The sequence below is a fragment of the Azospirillum sp. genome (assembly GCF_035627195.1).
GTDB lineage: Bacteria > Pseudomonadota > Alphaproteobacteria > Azospirillales > Azospirillaceae > Azospirillum.
Genome location: NZ_DASPMG010000322.1, coordinates 1 through 13537 on the forward strand (window position 1 = coordinate 1; position 13537 = coordinate 13537).

Genomic DNA, 13537 nt, shown 5'->3' on the forward strand with positions numbered 1-13537 from the left:
CCGACCACGTCGGCGGACAGCGCCAGCTGCACCGCCAGCCGGTAGAGGATGGAGCCGATGACGCAGCCGATCAGCGCCCCCAGCAGCCCGCGCAAGGGGACCAGCGTCTCGCCGACGATCACCGCCGCCAGCCCGACGACGATGGTGCCGATGCCGGTGGTGACGTCGGCGAAGCCGTTGGTCTGCGCGAACAGGGCGCCGGCCAGCGCCACCAGGGCGTTGGACAGCGCGATGCCGAAGTAGATGTGGCCGTCGGTCTCCACGCCCTGGGCGCGGGCCATGCGGGCGTTGACGCCGGTGGCGCGCATGGCCAGCCCGAACTCGCTGGTCAGGAACCACGCCAGCAGCGCCACGACAATGAGCGCCACCACGCCGACGACCAGCGGCCGCACGATGTGGTCCGGCAATCCCAGCCCATAGAACGGCGTCAGCACCGTGTCCTGCATCAGGATGGCGACGTTCGGCCGGCCCATGACGCGCAGGTTGATGGAGAACAGCGCGATCATGGTGAGGATGGAGGCCAGCAGGTGCAGGATGCGGAAGCGCACGTTGAGCATCGCCGTGACCAGCCCGGCCCCCGCCCCCGCCAGCATGGCGACGAGGCTGCCCAGCCACGGGTTGCCACCGGAGACGATCCACGTCGCCGCCACGGCGGCCCCCAGCGGGAAGGAGCCGTCCACCGTCAGGTCCGGGAAGTCGAGCACCCGGAACGACAGGTAGACGCCCAGCGCTACCAGCGCGTAGACGAGGCCGATCTCGACCGCGCCGAAGAAGGCTACGTCGCTCACCGCATCATCCCTTTGCCGGTCCCATACTTTGTCGGTCCCTTACTGCCCGACGGTCTTCGTGGCGCGCTTGGCCACCGCGTCGGGGATGGTGACGCCCATGGCCGCCGCGGCCTTGGGGTTGATGAACAGGTCGGTGCCGCGGGCGTAGGTCGCCGGCAGGTCGCCCGGCTTCTCGCCCTTCAGCACGCGCACGACGACCTCGCCGGTCTGGCGGCCGACCTGACGGTAGTCGAAGCCCAGGCTGGCCACCGTGCCGCGCACGACGCTGTCCGTGTCGGCGGAGAAGACCGGCAGCTTGGCCTGCGCGCCCACCGCCAGCAGCCCTTCCAGGGCCGAGACCACCGTGTTGTCCAGCGGCACGTAGATCGCGTCGGCCTTGCCGACGAGGCTGCGCGCGGCGGTCTGAACGTCGGCCGACTTGTTGGCGGCGGCGTTGACCACGGTCAAGCCGCGCTTGGCCGCCTCTTCCTTCAGCACGTTGACCATGGCGACCGAGTTCGGCTCGCCGGGGTTGAAGACCACGCCCAGGCGCTTGGCGCCCGGCACGATCTCCTGGATCAGGGCGACGTGCTCGCCCACCGGCGCCATGTCGGAGACGCCGGTGACGTTGGCGCCGGGCTTGTCCATGCTGCGCACCAGCTGGGCGCTGACCGGGTCGGTGACGGCGGTGAACACCACCGGGATGTCGCGGGTGGCCGCCACCACGGCCTGCGCCGAGGGCGTGGAGATCGGCACGATCACGTCCGGGCGGGCGCCGACGAACTGGCGGGCGATCTGGGCGGCGGTCGCCGGGTTGCCCTGCGCGCTCTGATACTCGACCTTCAGGTTCTCGCCGGGGGTGAAGCCGGCGGCCTTCAGCGCGTCGATGACGCCGTCGCGCGTGGCGTCCAGCGCCGGATGCTCGACGATGGCGGTGATGGCGACGGTCTTCGTCTGCGCCAGGGCCGGCGCGCTGAGCGCCACACCCATCATGGCCGCCAGAACAGCGCGCGACTTCCACATGGCTCCACCCCTCTTGTTCGGTCTTGTCCGGTGCACGACTATCTAGACCATGCCGTAGACGGCGCCACCCGCGCCGTCAAGGCACGCGGCGGCATGCCTGCCATAGGAGAAACCATGCCCGACGACCCGCGCGACGCGCGCATCCGCGAACTGGAGGCCGCCTTGGACTACGTGGCCGGCGAGGCACGCGCCGGCGGGCACGCGCTGTGCGCGCACGAACTCCAGATGCGGCTGGAAAACATCGCCCGCAAGCTGGAGGAGGTGCGGAACCCGCCGGATCGCACTACATAGTTGGATTACGAACAAAACTGGCGACGCCGAACGGCACGCCGCGAGGGAGAGAGATGGCTTCTGCACCGATCGAAGGCCGGTCCAAGCTGACCGCGGCGCTGCGCGGCCTTGCGCAGACCTGCCCCTGCTGCGGGCGGGGACGCCTGCTGCACCGCTACCTGAAGGTCGTCGACCGCTGCGACCAGTGCGGCGAGGCGTACGGGCACCTGCGCGCCGACGACGCGCCGCCGTGGATGACCATCTTCATCGTCGGCCACATCGTCGTGCCGATGGCGCTGAGCGCCGAGCAGAGCTGGCAGCCGCCCATGTGGCTGCACATGACGCTGTGGCCGGCGCTGGCCCTGGCGCTTGTGCTGGCGCTGCTGCCGCGCTGCAAGGGCGTCATCCTGGGCATGCTGTGGGCCACCGACGCGCGCGAGGCCGAGCACGCCGGGACCGGCCAGGGCTAAAGGATCACAGCGGGGCGTCGCGGTCCCGCTCCGCGAACACCTGCTTCGCGATGGCGAGGCCGTTCACGGTGGCCGGGAAGCCGGCGTAGATGGAGAGGTGGATCATGATCTCCACGATCTCCTCCCGCGTCACGCCGACGTTCAGCGCGGCGTTGACGTGCACCGCCAGTTGCGGCGCGCAGGTGCCCATGGCGGCCAGCGCCGCGATGGTGGCGATCTCCCGGCTGCGCAGGTCCAGACCGGGGCGCGAATAGACGTCGCCGAAGGGGTATTCGACCATCAGCCGGGCGAAATCCGGGGCGATGTCCTGCATGGCCGCAACCACGCGTTCGCCGGCCTCGCCATCGACCTCCTTCAGCTTGGCAAGGCCGCGCCGGTAGCGTTCGTCGTCCATCCGTTCCCCCATATGCTTCTATGCTGGCGAGCCTAGCCCACGCGGCGGCCCGGCGTGGATCAGCCGAAGGTCAGAGAGAAGCCGGCCGGCGGCTGCCCGGCGGCGTGGCGCTGCCACAGGAAGCGCAGGGCCGACTCGAGGCCACGGGTGAAGCGGGCGGCGTCGCAGGCCGGCGAGGCGCGCAGCCGCGCCCGCAGACCCGCCCGCAAGTCCGCCAGCCGCGCCGGATCGGCGGCCAGCCCGGCGGCCGTGGCGACGTAGGTGTCCGCGCCGTCGGCGATGAGGTCTTCCAGCCCGGCGGAGGTCAGATGGGTGGTGGAGTGGCGCGAACAGAACCGCTCGCCGCCCCGCGTCACCACCGGCACGCCCATCCACAGCGCTTCCAGCGTCGTCAGCCCGCCGGAATAGGGGAACGGGTCGAGCGCCACGTCGACGTCGGCGTAGGCCGCCAGGAACTCCCGGTGCGGCAATCCGCCCCGCAGGTCGAGGCGCGCCGGATCGACTCCGCGCGCGGCGAACAGCGCCCGCACCCGCTCCCGCGTGCCGGCGTCCTCCAGCTGCGGCGTGCGCAGCAGCAGCCGGGCGCCGGGGACGGCGACCAGCAGCCGCGCCCACAGCTCCGCCGTGGCGCCGTTCAGCTTCAGCAGCGTGTTGAAGGAGCCGAAGGTCGGATGGCCGCGCGCCAGCAGCGGCGGCGGTGCCGGCTCCGGCGCGTCCTCCGGCGGTCCCCACACCACATAGGCGTCGGGCAGCCGCACGATGGCCTCGGTGGCCAGCGATTCGGCGCCGGGCGGGCTCTGGCGGGCGTCGGAGATCAGGTAGTCCATGGCCGGCAGGCCGGTGGTGCCGACGTAGCCGGCCCAGGTCGCCTGCACCGGTGCCGGCCGGCGCGCGAACACCGCCAGCCGGTTGCCGAAGGTGTGGCCGGCAAGGTCGATCAGCACGTGGATGCCGTCGGCGCGGATCTGCCGCTCCAGCGCGCGGTCGTCCAGGCCGGTCGTCCACACCCAGCGGTCGGACAGCCGTTGCAGCCGCTCGGTCTTCCAGTCCGGGTTGGCGGTGTGGGCGTAGCAGGTCGCCTCGAACCCGGCACGGTCGAGGTGCGCCAGCACCGGTTCCAGGAAGAAGCCCACGGGGTGCGCCCGGAAGTCCGGCGAGACGAACCCCACCTTGAGCCGCGGCGCCGGTGCGGCCACCGTGGGCGGCGGCGGGTCGGGATGCCGTACGCCCCAGTCGGCGTGCGCCTGCGCCACCGTACGCGCCGACGGGCCGGGCACGTACTGCAGCAGGTACAGGTGCATGGAGTGCAAGGCGTCCGCCCCCGGATGCAGCCGCACGGCCCGGCGGAGGTCGCGCGCCGCCGCCTCCACCCGCGCCTGCTGGGCCAGTGCCTTGGTGGCGCGGTTGGCCAGCACCTCGGCCCGCGCCGGGTCGCAGGCCAGCGCGGCTCGGTAGGCGGCGTCGGCTTCCTCCAGCCGGTTCAGCTCGGCCAGCGCGTTGCCCAGGTTGTAGGGGTGGACCCAGTTGCCTGGATCGAGCCGCAGCGCGCGCCGGTAGCACGCCACGGCCTCCTCCCGCCGCCCCAGCGCGCGCAGCAGCACGCCCCGGTTGGCGAAGGCCGGCATGCTGTCCGGCGCCAGCGCGAGCGCCCGCCGGTACAGCCGTTCATCCCGCCGTTCGGCGGCAGCGGCGAGCAGGGATTCGAGGGAAGGTTCGCTCACCCCTCGCGCCCGAGCGACTCCATCAGTTCGCGCCATTCGCGCTTGGACAGGCCGCTGGTCTCCTGGGTGACCGGCTCGCCGGCCAGCATGCGCTTCACGATCTCCAGGCCGGTGCGCGACAGGTGCGCCCCACCCATGCGGTATTCGGTGAAGGACTCGTACACCGCCGGGACCCAGCGCTTCACCACGTCCAGCATCGCCTCGGCGTAGACGCGGATCTCGTACTGGGCGTGGGTGTCGGCGCGCAGCGACAGGAAGTGCAGCAGGTTGTGCAGGTCGACCTTCCAGTACCACTGCGTGTAGTAGTTCAGCGGCAGGTTCATGCGCGCCAACTCGCGCGCCAGACCCTGGCGGGACTCGTCGATGGTGGAGCCGTCCTCGCGGGCGTTCAGCAGCTCCTCATAGTGCGCGTAGCAGGTCTCGGCGTCGTCGCGCAGGATCTTCAGGACGCGCGCGGCCTCCTCGCCCTCCAGAACGTCGCCGCGGCCCTGACGGTTGTTGGTGGACTGCGCCCCCAGATGCTCCGGCGCCGGCACGTAGAACTCGCGGTCGAGGATCGAGTAACGCGCGGAGTACTCGTTGACGTTGGCCGTGCGATGGCGGATCCACTGGCGCGCCACGAAGATCGGCAGCTTCACGTGGAACTTGATCTCGCACATCTCGAACGGCGTCGAGTGGCGGTGGCGCATCAGGTACTTGATGAGGCCGGCGTCCTCGCTGACCTTCTTGGTGCCCTTGCCGTACGACACGCGGGCCGCCTGGACCACCGCGGCGTCGTCGCCCATGTAGTCGATGACCCGGACGAACCCGTGGTCGAGCACCTCGATCGGCTCGTACAGGATCTCTTCCAGCGCCGGGACGGTGGCGCGGCGGGTCTCGAAATTGGTCGCGCGCTGACGATCGATCTCGGCGCGCTGATCGGGCGTGATCGGCATGGGTGCTCCAGCATCTTGGGTGCCGCACTCTAGCGCGGACGCCAGTGCTAGGCCATAGGGCGCTTTTCCCGTGTTACTCCCCTTTCATCGCGCTGCGGAAATGCCTATATTGGGGTCGTCGGTCGCACCGACTATGGCGATAAACGCTCTGTGGAATAAGCGTTGCGGACCCGGGGGCGGTACCCGGCGCCTCCACCATTCACCCGCCTGACCTTCGCTGGGGGACAGGGGAACGGGCCGATGGGGGCGAAATAGGATCGACGCGCGTGGTAAAGGCAGGGTTTTCGCTCGGCATGGTTCCGCCGTTATCGGGCCATTGCAATAGTTGCCAACGACAACGTTGCTCCGGTCGCCGTCGCCGCCTAACCGCGGTTAAGGTGACCAAACCTAAATCCCTGAGGGGTAGCACCTGAAGGTGGGGCCGCGGGCCGCCTAGCAACAGAAGGCCCGCACTTCATTCCGGGGGAGACGGTCGCCCAATGGCGAAAGAGCAGTTGCGGTATGACAGGATGGTCGAAACCGCCCTCCGGGGCGTCGTCCGCGAGGCGATGAAGGAAGTGGCCGAGCGCGGACTGCCCGGCAACCACCACTTCTACCTGACCTTCCGCTCCTCCTATCCCGGCGTCGAGATCCCGGATTACCTGCGCGCGCAGTATCCGAACGAGATGACGATCGTCCTGCAGTTCCAGTTCTACGGGCTGGAGGTGGAGGACGACGGCTTCGCCGTGACGTTGAGCTTCAACAACGTGCACGAGCGCCTCGTCATCCCCTACGCGGCGATCACCACATTCGCCGACCCGTCGGTGAACTTCGCGCTGCAGTTCCAGCCCACCGCCCCGGCCGAATCGGTCGAATCGGCCGAGATCGCCGCCCTGCCCTCGCGCCCCGCCGACGCGGCCGAGGCGAAGCCGAAGATCGTCAAGTCCGACGCCAAGGCCGAGAAGGGCAGCGACGAGGAGCCGAAGCGCGGCGAAGTCGTCACCCTGGACGCCTTCCGGAAGAAGTGAGGCGCCGATGGCCGGGGAATTCGCCGACCTCGTCTGCGAGTTCCTGGCCCCCATGGGCGACGTCCGCGCCCGGCGCATGTTCGGCGGCTGGGGCGTGTACCTGGACGGCGTGATGTTCGCGCTGATTTCCGACGACACCCTGTACTTCCGCACCGACGAACGCACGCTGCCGGCGTACGAGGCCGAAGGGCTGCCGCAGTTCGCGCCCTTCCCCGACAAGCCGATGCGGATGCCGTATTACCGTGCCCCCGATTCGACGCTGGACGACGGCGAGGAGATGCTCGCCTGGGCCCGCCCCGCCTTCGAAGCGGCGTTGCGGGCGCGGGCGACGGCCAAGCCGAAGCGGAAGAAGAAGGCTCCCTCCCCCGCCTAGATGTTCTCCGCCATGTGGATCGTCGCGTTGTTGGCCTGGGCCGAGCCGGTGCGCTGGCGGATCTGGCGGGCGAAGCGCACGGGGTTCGGCAGGTGGGTCAGCAGCCGGCCGATGCCGCCCAGGCGGGCCGTGGTCTGCCCCACCGTCATCACATCCGCCAGGCGGCGGTCCAGGAAGGCCCAGGTGTCCTCGTGCCCTTCCGACTGGTCGTCCAGCCAGTAGAAGGTGGTGGCGCTGAGCACGGCGGCCAGCATGGCGCGCTTGGTGTAGTGGTTGAAGTCGGTGGCGGTGTCGCCGGCGGCGAACCACATGGCGTCCACCGTGCGGTAGAGCATGCGCAGGCCCAACGCCACGTTCTGCGGCATGGCGAGGTAGGCGAGCAGACGCCGCTTGGCCTCCCGGTGCAGTTCCAGCACCTCGAAATGCGTGCGCACGGCGAGGCGGATGCGCTCGCCCGTCCGCATTTCGGACAGCGGGTGCTTCTCCATCTCCTCCAGCATGCGGCGGTCGGTCCAGTTGCCGAAATGCTCGACCAGCTCGGGCACACCGCCGGGGAAGGCGCGGTGCGCCATCACCGTGTCGTGGCCGGCCATGCGGGCACCGTCGCGCAGCGCCAGGTCGCTCCAGCCGTCGAACACGACGTTCGGCAGGGTCGACAGCAGAATCTCGTCCCGAATCGCGTCCATGGGCGATTCATAACCGGCCGATTCGGGGCCGCCCGATTCGGGCGCCGTGTTCGTGTCCATCGTCATTCCCCCTCCCCTTCAGGCTCCGACAGCAGAGCCTGCACGTGGTGCGCCTCCTCGTTGAAGGCCAGCAGGCGCAGGTCGTCCATGCGATCGATATAGAGGACGCCGTCCAGGTGGTCGACCTCGTGCTGCACGACGCGGGCGTGGAACCCCTCCGCCTCGCGCTCGATGGGCTCGCCGTCCAGGCCGACGCCGCGGTAGCGGATGCGGGTGAAGCGCGGCACCAGCCCGCGCATGCCGGGAATCGACAGGCAACCTTCCCAGCCCAGTTCCGTCTCGTCGTCCAGCGGCTCGACCACCGGGTTGATCAGCACCGTCTGCGGCACCGATTCGCCGCCCGCGCGGTCGGCCGGAACGCGGAACACCACCATGCGCAGGCCGCTGTGCACCTGCGGTGCGGCAAGGCCCACGCCCGGCGCGTCGATCATCGTCTCGATCATGTCGGCGGCGAAGCGCCGGATCTCCGGGTCGGTCGGATCGCGCACCGGCTCCGCCGGGGTGCGCAGCACCGGGTGCCCCATGCGGGCGATCTTGAGAAGGGCCATAGCCCATTATCTGGGAGATTCCCCGGCCCCGGCAACCGCGCCGGTGACGCTTTTGCGCCCCGAACGTCGCAAGGTCTTCCCATCGGCATCGAAGCGTGGTACACAACGGCCACTCAGAGGGGTGCGCCCGGCTGCGCATCCCCTTCATTGCTTTTCCAAAATGCCGGCCCCAGCCTGGGGCTGCCTAGAAGGGGTGACGGTCAACCGTGCAAGTTCTGGTCCGTGACAACAACGTCGATCAGGCCCTCCGCGCGCTGAAGAAGAAGATGCAGCGCGAGGGCATTTTCCGGGAAATGAAGCTGCGCCGGAACTACGAGAAGCCCTCGGAGAAGCGTGCGCGCGAGAAGGCGGAGGCGGTGCGCCGCACCCGCAAGCTTCTGCGCAAGCGCATGGAGCGCGAGGGCTACTAGTCGCCGGGCAGGTGCCGGGCGCGTCCTGACGCGCCGGCGATCCTGAGACGTTTCGCCGCCGCCCCGCGCTTGCGCGTGGGCGGTTTTGGCGTTTGTGCCCTTTCCTTTTCAACGTCGTTCAGCGGAGGACCGGGTGAGCGCCACCACGGACGTCCGGCGCATCACCGCGCCCGAACTGCGCGCCCGCAAGGGCGGTGAACCGATCGTCTGCCTCACCGCCTACACCGCGCCCATGGCGCGGCTGCTGGACGCGCACACCGACCTGCTGCTGGTCGGCGACTCGCTGGGCATGGTGGTGTATGGCTTCGACAGCACCCTGCCCGTCACGCTGGATTTGATGATCGCCCATGGCGCGGCCGTGGTGCGCGGCTCCAGCCGCGCCTGCGTGGTCATCGACCTGCCCTTCGGCAGCTACCAGGAATCGCCGCAGCAGGCCTTCCGCAACGCCGCCCGCGTGATGGCGGAGACCGGCGCGCAGGCGGTGAAGCTGGAAGGCGGGCTGGAGATGGCCGAAACGGTGGCCTTCCTGGCGGCGCGCGGCATCCCGGTGCTGGGCCACGTCGGGCTGATGCCGCAGTCGGTCAACAGCCTGGGCGGCTACAGGGCGGTGGGCCGTGACGACGCGGTGGCCGCGCGCATCCGCGCCGACGCCCATGCGATTTCCGACGCCGGGGCCTTCGCCGTGGTGATCGAGGGCACGGTGGAGCCGCTGGCCCGCGCCATCACCGCCGAACTCCCCATCCCCACCATCGGCATCGGCGCCTCGCCCGCCTGCGACGGGCAGGTTCTGGTCAGCGACGACCTGCTGGGCCTGTTCGCCGAATTCACGCCGAAGTTCGTCAAGCGCTACGCCGACCTGGGCAAGGCGGTGTCGCACGCGGCCGAACAGTACGCCGCCGACGTGCGGGCGCGCCGCTTCCCGGGGCCGGCGCACTGCTTCGGAATGAAGAAGGGGTAACCCCAACGCTTGGCGTGAAGCCCGCCGTTGGGGTACGGTCAAAGCTGCCCCTGCCCCCGACCGGGAGACGGAACGCCATGCGGCTGCCCCTGCGCGCCCTCGTCCTTGCCACGCTGCTTGCCGCAGCGGCCCTGCCGGCGCACGCCGCCGATTCCGCGCGGGCGGGAAAGGCCACCGGCATGACGGACGCCGAATACGCCGGCTTCGCCTGCATGACCGGCGGCGCCATCGCCGGCACGGCGGCGGTGCTGGCCGGCAGCGCCTACATCATCGCCACGGGCGGTGCGGGAGCGGGTGCTGCCGCCGGTTCGGCCTCGGTGCTGGCGGTGCCGCTGCTGGTGGCGACCATCGCCGCCGGCTGCACCACCGCGCAGATCATGGCCCCGGCCATCGCCGTGCTTCAGCGCAAGGGCGAGATGGTCGTCGAGGAATTGGAAGAGAAGCTCGACAAGGCGTTCGACAAGAAACGGTGATGATCAGGCTTCCGCCGCCGCCGTTCTGGCGATCGGTCTATTTCGACCAGGAGGTCACATCGCGCCCGGATCGTCAGCGTTTCACGCCCGACGAGATCCTTGCCGTGATCGCTTCCCCGACCAAAATGCTGAGACAGGCCGACGGCCGCATGCGATATTGGGGATATGTGCCGCGGCTGAACCGATGGCTTCGCGTCGTCGTTCTGGAGGACGGCGAAACCGTGCACAACGCGTTCCTGGACCGGACCTTCAAGCCATGAGTGACCTGAACTCCGGAAGCGAAAGCGACTTCGTCCGCTACTACCCGGACACGGACACGCTGTACGTGGAAATCCGGCCCTGGCCGGAGGGTGACGCGCACGCCGACGCCGTCGGCGGCGAGGATGCCGGGGAGGATCTGGTCATCCACTACGGTCCCGACGACCGCCCTTATGCCTACGAGATCGAACACGCCTCGCGGCATCCGGAACACATCGCCGCCGCGCTCGCCGCTCTGCGCGCCGCCCGGGGCTTCGCCAAAGCAGCCTGATGTGCCGGGATGCAAGGGCCCACCGGCCCTTGCCAGGGGAGCGCGAGGGGACGGCGTCCCCTCGCGGCCCGTCACGCTCAGTGGTCCATCGACTTGACGACTTCCTCGGTGACCTTCTTGGCGTCGCCGAAGAGCATCATGGTGTTGGGGCGGAAGAACAGCTCGTTCTCCACGCCGGCGTAGCCGGACGCCATGGAACGCTTGATGAAGAACACCGTCTTGGCCTTCTCCACGTCCAGGATCGGCATGCCGTAGATCGGGCTGGCCGGGTCGGTCTTGGCCGCCGGGTTGGTCACGTCGTTGGCGCCGATCACGAAGGCCACGTCCGCGGAGTTGAAGTCGCGGTTGATGTCTTCCAGCTCGAACACCTCGTCGTAGGGCACGTTGGCCTCGGCCAGCAGCACGTTCATGTGGCCGGGCATGCGGCCCGCCACCGGGTGGATGGCGTACTTGACGTCCACGCCTTCCTTCTTCAGCAGGTCGGCCATCTCGCGCAGCGCGTGCTGCGCCTGCGCCACCGCCATGCCGTAGCCGGGGACGATGATCACCGACTGGGCGTTCTTCATGATGTAGGCCGCGTCCTCCGGCGAGCCGGCCTTGACCGTCCCGCGCTCGCCGCCACCGCCGGCCGCCGCACCCGCCGTCTCGCCGCCGAAGCCGCCGAGGATGACGTTGAAGATCGAGCGGTTCATGCCCTTGCACATGATGTAGGACAGGATCGCACCCGAGGAGCCGACCAGCGCGCCGGTGATGATCAGCAGGTTGTTCTGCAGCGTGAAGCCGATGCCCGCCGCCGCCCAGCCGGAGTAGCTGTTCAGCATGGAGATGACCACCGGCATGTCGGCGCCGCCGATCGGCAGGATCAGCAGGAAGCCCAGCGCCAGCGCCAGCAGGATGATCAGCCACAGCGCGGCGTCGCTGTTGGACTGCACCAGCCAGACGATGAACAGGATGGTCAGCACGCCCAGCGCCGCGTTCAGGTGGTGCTGGTAGGGGAAGACCAGCGGCTTGCCGGTGACCAGGCCCTGCAGCTTGGCGAACGCCACGATGGAGCCGGTGAAGGTGATGGCGCCGATGGCGGTGCCCAGCGCCATCTCGATCAGCGAGCCCTTGGCGATGGCGCCGCGGATGCCGATGCCGTAGGCCTCCGGTGCGTAGTAGGCGGCCAGCGCCACGAACACGGCGGCCAGACCGACCAGCGAGTGGAAGGCGGCGACCAGCTGCGGCAGCGCCGTCATCTCGATGCGCTTGGCGACGAGGTAGCCGATGGCGCCGCCGATGGCGATGCCCAGCACGATCATCCAGTAGGACTGCACCACCGGCAGGGCCAGCGTGGTGATGATGGCGATGGTCATGCCGACCATGCCGTAGATGTTGCCCTGCCGCGAGGTCTCGGGGCTGGACAGGCCGCGCAGCGCCATGATGAAGCAGACCGACGCTACCAGATAGAGGAGGGCCGAAAGCGCTTCCATCTTACTTGCCCTTCTTCTTGAACATGCTCAGCATGCGCTGGGTGACCAGGAAGCCGCCGAAGATGTTCACCGAGGCGAGGATCACGGCCAGGAAGCCCATGACCTTGGAAAAGCCGAAGCCCATCGGGCCGGCGGCGATCAGCGCGCCGACGATGATGACCGAGGAGACGGCGTTGGTGACGGCCATGAGCGGCGAGTGCAGCGCCGGGGTGACGCGCCACACCACGTAGTAGCCGACGAAGCAGGCCAGCACGAAGACGGTCAGGCCGGTGATGAAGAAGTCGCCGTGGCCGGCGGCCTCGGCGGCGGGGCCGGCCTTGGTCGCCAGCTGCGCCGCCAGCGAATCCGCCTGTTGCGACAGCACCGCGAGGTTCGCCTTCAGCTCGGCGATGCGGTTAGCCAGTTGGGTCTGGTCCATGGGGAGTGTCTCCTCAGGCGGACTGGAAGGCCGGGTGGACGACCTGGCCGTCGCGGGTCAGCGCAATGGCCTTGACGATCTCGTCGTCCCAGTTCACGGCCACGCCCTTCTCCTTGTCGTGCAGCGACTGGAGCAGGGCCAGCAGGTTCTTGGCGTAGAGCAGCGAGGCGTCGACCGCCACGCGGCTCGGGTAATTGGTGTGGCCGACGATGGTGACGCCGTTGGCCGTCTTCACCACCTCGCCGGGCTTGGAGCCCTCGACGTTGCCACCGCGCTCCACCGCCAGATCGACGATGACCGAGCCGGGCTTCATGGAGGCCACGTGCTCGGCCGTCACCAGCACCGGGGCCTTGCGGCCGGGGATCAGTGCGGTGGTTATGACGATGTCCTGCTTCTTGATGTGCTCGGCGACCAAGGCGGCCTGCTGGCGCTTGTAGTCGTCCGACATCTCCTTGGCGTAGCCGCCGGCCGTCTCGGCCTGCTTGAACTCGTCGTTCTCGACGGCGACGAAGCTGCCGCCCAGCGACTGCACCTGCTCCTTCACCGCCGGACGCACGTCGGTGGCCGAGACGATGGCGCCCAGGCGCTTGGCCGTGGCGATGGCCTGCAGGCCGGCGACGCCCACGCCCATGATGAAGGCCTTGGCCGGCGGCACGGTGCCGGCGGCGGTCATCATCATCGGGAAGGGCCGCGCGAACTCCGACGCCGCGTCGACGACGGCCTTGTAGCCGGCGAGGTTGGCCTGGGAGGACAGCACGTCCATGACCTGCGCGCGGGTGATGCGCGGCATGAATTCCATGGCGAACGCGTTGACGCCGGCGTCGGCGTAGGCCTTCACCGCGTCGCGGCTGTCGTGGGGGTTGAGGATGGCGAACAGCATGGCACCGCGCTTGATGAGCGCCAGCTCGTCCGCCTCGCCCTCACCCGCCAGCAGCGGGCGCTGCACCTTCAGCACGATGTCGGCGTCGGCCAGCGCCGCCGCCGCGTCGGGCGCCAGGGTGGCGCCGGCGTCGGCGTAGGCTT

General features: G+C 69.5%; 19 protein-coding genes and 1 other RNA gene. 10 read left to right on the top strand and 10 right to left on the bottom strand.

Annotated features, from left to right (window positions below):
• Together VED21_RS28945 and VED21_RS28950 are read right to left on the bottom strand one after the other, a co-directional pair.
• Positions 1 to 788: ABC transporter permease (locus VED21_RS28945; protein WP_324888652.1), on the bottom strand; the 788-nt coding region annotated here is incomplete at its 3' end.
• Between the two features lie 39 nt (positions 789 to 827).
• Entirely contained in the window at positions 828 to 1790 is a 963-nt protein-coding gene (locus VED21_RS28950; protein ID WP_324888654.1) for an ABC transporter substrate-binding protein, read from the bottom strand.
• 114 nt (positions 1791 to 1904) lie between these two features.
• Here VED21_RS28950 and VED21_RS28955 point away from each other — a divergent pair, with 114 nt between their 5' ends.
• Positions 1905 to 2081 (top strand): hypothetical protein, encoded by a 177-nt coding sequence (locus VED21_RS28955; protein ID WP_324888656.1) that lies wholly within the window; start codon positions 1905 to 1907, stop codon positions 2079 to 2081.
• Between the two features lie 53 nt (positions 2082 to 2134).
• On the top strand, positions 2135 to 2530 hold the full coding sequence (locus tag VED21_RS28960) for a DUF983 domain-containing protein (protein ID WP_324888658.1): 396 nt from the start codon (positions 2135 to 2137) through the stop codon (positions 2528 to 2530).
• A 4-nt stretch (positions 2531 to 2534) separates the two neighbouring features.
• On the opposite strand, the gene VED21_RS28965 is transcribed toward VED21_RS28960, so the two are convergent.
• The 3 genes from VED21_RS28965 to thyX are packed head-to-tail and all read right to left on the bottom strand — an operon-like array spanning position 2535 to position 5580.
• Entirely contained in the window at positions 2535 to 2924 is a 390-nt protein-coding gene (locus VED21_RS28965) for a carboxymuconolactone decarboxylase family protein (protein ID WP_324888660.1), read from the bottom strand.
• Positions 2925 to 2983: 59 nt separating this feature from the next.
• Entirely contained in the window at positions 2984 to 4645 is a 1662-nt protein-coding gene (locus VED21_RS28970) for a tetratricopeptide repeat protein (RefSeq protein ID WP_324888662.1), read from the bottom strand.
• On the bottom strand, positions 4642 to 5580 hold the full coding sequence (gene thyX, locus VED21_RS28975) for an FAD-dependent thymidylate synthase (RefSeq protein ID WP_324888664.1): 939 nt from the start codon (positions 5578 to 5580) through the stop codon (positions 4642 to 4644). The genes VED21_RS28970 and thyX overlap by 4 nt, the downstream gene beginning before the upstream one ends.
• Before the next feature lie 78 nt (positions 5581 to 5658).
• On the opposite strand from thyX, the gene ssrA reads away from it, so the two are divergent.
• The 3 genes from ssrA to VED21_RS28990 all read left to right on the top strand — a co-directional run bounded on the left by ssrA (position 5659) and on the right by VED21_RS28990 (position 6960).
• Positions 5659 to 6034: a transfer-messenger RNA gene (gene ssrA / locus VED21_RS28980) on the top strand.
• Positions 6035 to 6059: 25 nt separating this feature from the next.
• Positions 6060 to 6587 (top strand): SspB family protein, encoded by a 528-nt coding sequence (locus VED21_RS28985; protein WP_324888666.1) that lies wholly within the window; start codon positions 6060 to 6062, stop codon positions 6585 to 6587.
• Between the two features lie 7 nt (positions 6588 to 6594).
• On the top strand, positions 6595 to 6960 hold the full coding sequence (locus tag VED21_RS28990; RefSeq protein WP_324888668.1) for a TfoX/Sxy family protein: 366 nt from the start codon (positions 6595 to 6597) through the stop codon (positions 6958 to 6960).
• Here the strand turns inward: VED21_RS28990 and VED21_RS28995 are convergent.
• Both VED21_RS28995 and def read right to left on the bottom strand, forming a co-directional pair.
• Positions 6957 to 7712 carry a COQ9 family protein gene (locus tag VED21_RS28995; protein ID WP_324888670.1) on the bottom strand — a complete coding sequence of 252 codons (756 nt, stop codon included), beginning with the start codon at positions 7710 to 7712 and terminating at the stop codon, positions 6957 to 6959. The genes VED21_RS28990 and VED21_RS28995 overlap by 4 nt on opposite strands.
• Entirely contained in the window at positions 7709 to 8254 is a 546-nt protein-coding gene (gene def / locus VED21_RS29000) for a peptide deformylase (protein WP_324888672.1), read from the bottom strand. Before def ends, VED21_RS28995 begins: the two co-directional genes overlap by 4 nt.
• Positions 8255 to 8460: 206 nt before the next feature.
• On the opposite strand from def, the gene rpsU reads away from it, so the two are divergent.
• The 5 genes from rpsU to VED21_RS29025 all read left to right on the top strand — a co-directional run bounded on the left by rpsU (position 8461) and on the right by VED21_RS29025 (position 10624).
• Positions 8461 to 8664: a 30S ribosomal protein S21 gene (rpsU, locus tag VED21_RS29005; RefSeq protein ID WP_012974546.1), complete on the top strand. Its 204-nt coding sequence runs from the start codon at positions 8461 to 8463 to the stop codon at positions 8662 to 8664.
• Positions 8665 to 8797: 133 nt separating this feature from the next.
• Complete coding sequence (gene panB / locus VED21_RS29010) at positions 8798 to 9622, top strand: 3-methyl-2-oxobutanoate hydroxymethyltransferase (RefSeq protein ID WP_324888674.1); 825 nt, start codon at positions 8798 to 8800, stop codon at positions 9620 to 9622.
• 77 nt (positions 9623 to 9699) lie between these two features.
• The gene (locus VED21_RS29015; protein WP_324888676.1) at positions 9700 to 10095 is read left to right on the top strand and encodes a hypothetical protein; all 396 of its coding nucleotides are present in this window, start codon (positions 9700 to 9702) and stop codon (positions 10093 to 10095) included.
• Positions 10095 to 10355, top strand: coding sequence for a hypothetical protein (locus VED21_RS29020; protein WP_324888678.1), 261 nt, complete (start codon positions 10095 to 10097; stop codon positions 10353 to 10355). Before VED21_RS29015 ends, VED21_RS29020 begins: the two co-directional genes overlap by 1 nt.
• Entirely contained in the window at positions 10352 to 10624 is a 273-nt protein-coding gene (locus VED21_RS29025; RefSeq protein ID WP_324888680.1) for a DUF2283 domain-containing protein, read from the top strand. The genes VED21_RS29020 and VED21_RS29025 overlap by 4 nt, the downstream gene beginning before the upstream one ends.
• A gap of 77 nt (positions 10625 to 10701) precedes the next feature.
• On the opposite strand, the gene VED21_RS29030 is transcribed toward VED21_RS29025, so the two are convergent.
• From VED21_RS29030 to VED21_RS29040, 3 genes are all read right to left on the bottom strand, one after another.
• Complete coding sequence (locus tag VED21_RS29030; protein ID WP_324888682.1) at positions 10702 to 12096, bottom strand: NAD(P)(+) transhydrogenase (Re/Si-specific) subunit beta; 1395 nt, start codon at positions 12094 to 12096, stop codon at positions 10702 to 10704.
• Between the two features lies 1 nt (position 12097).
• Positions 12098 to 12514 (bottom strand): NAD(P) transhydrogenase subunit alpha, encoded by a 417-nt coding sequence (locus tag VED21_RS29035; RefSeq protein ID WP_324888684.1) that lies wholly within the window; start codon positions 12512 to 12514, stop codon positions 12098 to 12100.
• A gap of 13 nt (positions 12515 to 12527) precedes the next feature.
• A partial coding sequence (locus VED21_RS29040) for a Re/Si-specific NAD(P)(+) transhydrogenase subunit alpha (protein ID WP_324888686.1) occupies positions 12528 to 13537 on the bottom strand: 1010 nt, incomplete at its 5' end.

Excerpts from the sequence above, each read along its gene's own strand:
- VED21_RS28950 (WP_324888654.1), bottom strand. The coding sequence starts at position 1,790 with ATGTGGAAGTCGCGCGCTGTTCTGGCGGCCATGATGGGTGTGGCGCTC.
- VED21_RS29015 (WP_324888676.1), top strand. The coding sequence starts at position 9,700 with ATGCGGCTGCCCCTGCGCGCCCTCGTCCTTGCCACGCTGCTTGCCGCA.
- VED21_RS28990 (WP_324888668.1), top strand. The coding sequence starts at position 6,595 with ATGGCCGGGGAATTCGCCGACCTCGTCTGCGAGTTCCTGGCCCCCATG.
- VED21_RS29035 (WP_324888684.1), bottom strand. The coding sequence starts at position 12,514 with ATGGACCAGACCCAACTGGCTAACCGCATCGCCGAGCTGAAGGCGAAC.
- thyX (WP_324888664.1), bottom strand. The coding sequence starts at position 5,580 with ATGCCGATCACGCCCGATCAGCGCGCCGAGATCGATCGTCAGCGCGCG.
- VED21_RS29020 (WP_324888678.1), top strand. The coding sequence starts at position 10,095 with ATGATCAGGCTTCCGCCGCCGCCGTTCTGGCGATCGGTCTATTTCGAC.
- VED21_RS28960 (WP_324888658.1), top strand. The coding sequence starts at position 2,135 with ATGGCTTCTGCACCGATCGAAGGCCGGTCCAAGCTGACCGCGGCGCTG.
- def (WP_324888672.1), bottom strand. The coding sequence starts at position 8,254 with ATGGCCCTTCTCAAGATCGCCCGCATGGGGCACCCGGTGCTGCGCACC.
- VED21_RS29025 (WP_324888680.1), top strand. The coding sequence starts at position 10,352 with ATGAGTGACCTGAACTCCGGAAGCGAAAGCGACTTCGTCCGCTACTAC.
- VED21_RS28965 (WP_324888660.1), bottom strand. The coding sequence starts at position 2,924 with ATGGACGACGAACGCTACCGGCGCGGCCTTGCCAAGCTGAAGGAGGTC.
- VED21_RS28995 (WP_324888670.1), bottom strand. The coding sequence starts at position 7,712 with ATGACGATGGACACGAACACGGCGCCCGAATCGGGCGGCCCCGAATCG.
- VED21_RS28985 (WP_324888666.1), top strand. The coding sequence starts at position 6,060 with ATGGCGAAAGAGCAGTTGCGGTATGACAGGATGGTCGAAACCGCCCTC.
- VED21_RS29030 (WP_324888682.1), bottom strand. The coding sequence starts at position 12,096 with ATGGAAGCGCTTTCGGCCCTCCTCTATCTGGTAGCGTCGGTCTGCTTC.
- VED21_RS28955 (WP_324888656.1), top strand. The coding sequence starts at position 1,905 with ATGCCCGACGACCCGCGCGACGCGCGCATCCGCGAACTGGAGGCCGCC.